The organism is Pelagicoccus sp. SDUM812002, from assembly GCF_031127835.1.
GTDB lineage: Bacteria > Verrucomicrobiota > Verrucomicrobiia > Opitutales > Opitutaceae > Pelagicoccus.
The window spans coordinates 1-4,323 of sequence record NZ_JARXHX010000050.1 but is presented as its reverse complement, the minus strand read 5'-3'; the positions used below and the strand labels follow the sequence as shown (position 1 = coordinate 4,323).

Here is a 4,323-nt window from a genome sequence, read left to right as displayed (position 1 = left end):
TAGCCACGAAGAGGCACGAAAATTCACTACCGAGGAGCGGGGTGACGACACTTGAGGAGTCTCACGACGAAACAAAAGGATCCTGCACTGTGGGGCTCGCTATGACTTCTCTCAATAAATCCCAGCCTTCGTTATAGCGAAGGTCCTTCATCGGTTAGATTTTTTGTGCCTTTTGGTGGCCATCAATCTCGGATGGCGGGATCAGGTTGTGCTGGTTTTTAGCCACGAGAAGGCACGAAAAATCACAAAAGGATCCTGCATTGTGGGGCTCGCTATAACTTCGCTCAAGAAATCCCAGCCTTCGTTATAGCGAAGGTCCTTCATCGGTTAGATTTTTAGCGCCTTTTGGTGGCCATCAATCTCGAACGGCCGGATCCCCACCTGTTCGTACCGTGGGTTTTGCTTTTCTGCTTGGATCGAGGGGCTGGGGGCCTGATGAATTGCAGGGTGTCTTTGAAGCGTGCCTCTCATTTTTGCTTAGTGTTGTTCCTGGCGATCGGGCAGGCGTGCGCATTGTGGGCGGGCGGAGGGCCGGAGGCAGTTTGCTTGCTGGTGAACGGGGAAGACGAGGAGTCGCGGCGTATCGCCGAAACCTATGCCGAGCTGCGCGGCATCCCAGAAGCGAACCTTGTAGTTCTGACGGGAATACCGAATCGAGACCGTATCAGCTTGGCTGAATTGAAGGATCTCGTGTTGGGACCGGCGTTTGCAGAATTGGGGAACAGGGAATTGGCAGGCCAGATCGACTATTTGGTCTATTCGACTGGATTTCCGACGCGAGTGAGCTTCAGCGAAGAAGCGAAGAGCCACCAGTGGGTGGCCAATGCGGAGGGGTCGATCACGGGTATGACGTATTTGTATCGTTTGCTGGACGAACAGCGCCTCCCGTTTCTGTCTCCAAACGCGAATCGCTATTTCGGCGGCCGCTTGCGCTTGCAGACGATGCCGACCGACGGGGTCGAGTTGGAGGCGGCGGGTGACCTAGACTTTCGAGCGCCGCAACCGTTCCGGGCTCGAACGTCTTGGAATGCAGGGGGTATGCCGAGCAGGGACGTCGAGGGCGTCCGGTACCTCATTTGCTCGATGCTTGGAGTGACTAGGGGTGACCGAGCGAATTCAGCGGCCGAGATTGTAGCGGCCCTGGAAAGGTCTGCCCAAGCGGATTTCAGCCGACCGGAGGGAGTCTTTTATTTCACCCGCAGCGGAGACCTGAGGTCGAAAGTGAGGAACTGGGCGTTTGACGACGCAGCGGCGCGACTGAAGGGGATGGGATTCGCGGCGGAAGTCTTCGAAGGGACGATGCCGCGAGGCAAGCCGAAGGTAGCGGGGATCATGATGGGAAGTGCCTCCTTTGATTGGATAGGAGCCGAGAACCAGCTGCTTCCGGGAGCCCTTTGCGAAAATTTGACGAGTTTCGGAGCTCGTTTCGCTGGATCTCATGGGCAGAGCCTGATCAGCCAGTTCGTGAGAGCGGGGGCGGCGGGGGCGAGCGGCGCGGTAAGCGAGCCTTACGCCCTGCAGTTCAAGTTTCCCACGCCGTATTTGTTCGTTAACTACGCGTCAGGCTTGAGTCTCGGTGAGGCTTACTACCGATCGATCTTGAGCCCTTATAACCTGCTTTTGCTGGGTGACCCTCTGTGCCAGCCCTATGCGGAGGTTCCCCGGTTTGAGGTGAGCGGGATTCGGGACGGTGATCGTGTTTCCGGTAACGTGAAGCTAGCGGTCCGTATGGAAAAAGGGAGACCGGCTAGAGTGCGAATCGCGGTGGATGGTCGTATTGTTGGCGAAGCCGGGCCGAGGGATCGCTACCTGCTGCAGACGAAGGAGCTAGCGCCGGCGGAACACACGGTCGTGGTGATCGTGACGGGAGACGATCAGATTGCCACGCAAGGCCGCGCGACGTACAAGATCACGGTCATGGACAATTCAGTCCCGAGGTGAGGAGCGCCGCGACGACACTTGAGGAGTCTCACGCCAAAACAAAAGGATCCTGCTCTGGGGGTTCCGTTATAACTTCGCTCAAGTTGAACCCGCCTTCGCTATAGCGAAGGTCCTTCATCGGTTAGTTCTTAGCGCCTTTTTGTGGCCATTAACTCCGGATGGTCGGATCCGGTTGTGCTGTCTATTAGCCACTACCGAGGAGCAGAGCGACGACACTTGAGGAGTCTCACGACGAAACAATAGGATCCTGCATTGGGAGCTCCGTTATAACTTCGCTCAAGTTGAACCTGCCTTCGTTATAGCGAAGGTTCTCTTCGTCGTTTCGTTCTTAGAGCCTTTTGGTGGCAATCAATTCAGACGGCCGACTGTGATCAGGTTGGGCGTTTCTCACGGCCACACCGAGCACAAAAAAGCCAGCCGCGAAGTGCGGCTGGCTCTTTGTAAAAGTGGCTAGCTTCGGAACTTGATTACTTGCGGCGGACGTTGCGCAGGGCGATCAATCCGACGACCGCGAACAATCCGAGGAGCGAAGTGTTGCTGTCTGGGACAGTAGCTGGAGGAGGAGTGGTGCTGCCTTCCGAGATCGTTCCAAAGACGTTGAAGTCGAGGAGGGAGATCTTGCCGCCACCGAGGCCGAGGGCTTCGAAAGAGACGGTCCCGCTAGTGAGTCCAGTCGCCGACGAGAGGAAGGCATTGCTGGAAGGAGTGAGTGGGGACAGGAATTCGCCGCCTACAGAAGTTCCATTGAGGAAAACGCTGGTGACCGCTCCGATTTGTCCTTCAAACACTGCGTTGTAGCCGAGCGAGACGATCGATGCGGTGTTTGGCGCTGTGAGAGAGAAGTTGAAAGAGAAGGTGGCGGGCGTCCCTGCGGTGAGGTTCGCGCTCATTCTGTCGGCCTCAAGCGTGCCGCCGGTGAAGTCGCTAACGAAATCGAAGGATCCAGACGGGTCAGTGACCGTTGGGCTGGCGCCAGCGTCGAAGTCGTAAGAGATGAAAAAGGGGGTGCTGATAGAAAAGCCGGTCGCTGTGATAGCGAGAGTGGCTGATACTGCGAGTGCGCGAATTAGGGTTTTCATTTTGACGAAATTGTTTCTGAAGTTTGGATCTGAATGTTGTTATCTTATGGATACACGGCGCTTGTTTACGCCAATTTCACGTTCATCAGCCATGCATCGAACAGGGGCACCGTACAAGTGCGATATGGACTTGCAGCCAACTATCAGGGAAAAGCTGATAGGCACTCTAGGCATTACACTCCAAAGATGCATCCCCAGAACTAGAGGTTGCAGCCTATTTGACGATTTCGCAGGTCTCGCCGCCCTTTTCGTCACGCAAAAGAGGGACCTTAGGTCGAGCGAAGTGGTCGGGGCGGATGATGGGTTGGCCGGTGTTTGTCACGACTTGAATGGCCCGGTCGTCCCACAGCTCGATCATTTCGAAATCTTTGCTGTTGGTGACGGCTAGATCGGGAAGGCCGTGCTTGCTAAGCCACTTTCCGACGGGTTCGGCGCCGCCCTCTACACTTGCTCGCGCGGTCATTATTCTAATGGTGTATCCCTCTTTGATCCAGTCTTGGACCCTTTGCATCATGAGAGGGATTGGCTTGCCGATGTGTTCGAGCCCCTTCCAAGCGGTGTACTCCGCAAGGGTTCCGTCGAGATCGACGCCGATCCAGCCCATTTTCCTGGGCATCTGTTTGGGGCTAGCTGATTCTGTCTCCTCGGCTTCGTCGGATGGACTTCCTTGTAAGATTGATTTTAGTCGGCTGAGCATCGGTAAAGAGCACAATCGATTGCAGGGGTGAGAGTCAAGAGTGGTGGGACGTCTGGCCGGTCCCCTTCAGCAGGTTCGGTTTTGCCTTCTGTGGCAACGAATACGGACGCGGCCGGATCCGGTTACGCAGTTTTTCAGCTACGACGATCAGGCGTATAAATTTATTCGATTAAGATGATCGGGTGGTGTTCTCTTTAACCGCAGATGGACGCAGATGGACGCAGATGGACGCAGATGGACGCTGATGTTGCTCGGGTTGTGGTTGGGAGTGCGTCTGATGACGCTGTGTTGGTTGTTTTTTGGCCACTGATTGACCTTCATGGATCCCTTCAGACGAACTTGCTTCGGCTCCGCCGAGAAGTTTCCTTACTTCGTGGCCTCAAGTGTCGACGTTCGTCTCGGTAGCGCCCCTCAGCGTAGACAGCGATCCTGCACAGCGTTGTCAGCTTAGATACTCCCGCACTGGTTGGTTCTTAACATCGTGGCTTTGCCACTGGATCCACTCGCCTGAGCTCGCGGGCAAGATCCTGTCTGCGACAGGGCAGGTTTTGATCAGGTTGAGTGGTTCGTAACCGCGGATGGACGCGAATAAACGCGGATGGTTGG

Annotated in this window: 3 protein-coding genes; 1 reads left to right on the top strand and 2 read right to left on the bottom strand. The window is 55.7% G+C overall.

Annotated elements, in window-relative coordinates; genetic code table 11:
* Positions 1–480 precede the first annotated feature (480 nt).
* Complete coding sequence (locus QEH53_RS23305) at positions 481–1,941, top strand: hypothetical protein (protein ID WP_309025639.1); 1,461 nt, start codon at positions 481–483, stop codon at positions 1,939–1,941.
* Between the two features lie 467 nt (positions 1,942–2,408).
* Here the strand turns inward: QEH53_RS23305 and QEH53_RS23300 are convergent, their stop codons facing one another.
* Together QEH53_RS23300 and QEH53_RS23295 are read right to left on the bottom strand one after the other, a co-directional pair.
* The gene (locus QEH53_RS23300) at positions 2,409–3,020 is read right to left on the bottom strand and encodes a hypothetical protein (RefSeq protein WP_309025638.1); all 612 of its coding nucleotides are present in this window, start codon (positions 3,018–3,020) and stop codon (positions 2,409–2,411) included.
* A gap of 214 nt (positions 3,021–3,234) precedes the next feature.
* The gene (locus QEH53_RS23295) at positions 3,235–3,636 is read right to left on the bottom strand and encodes a hypothetical protein (RefSeq protein ID WP_309025637.1); all 402 of its coding nucleotides are present in this window, start codon (positions 3,634–3,636) and stop codon (positions 3,235–3,237) included.
* Positions 3,637–4,323 lie beyond the last annotated feature (687 nt).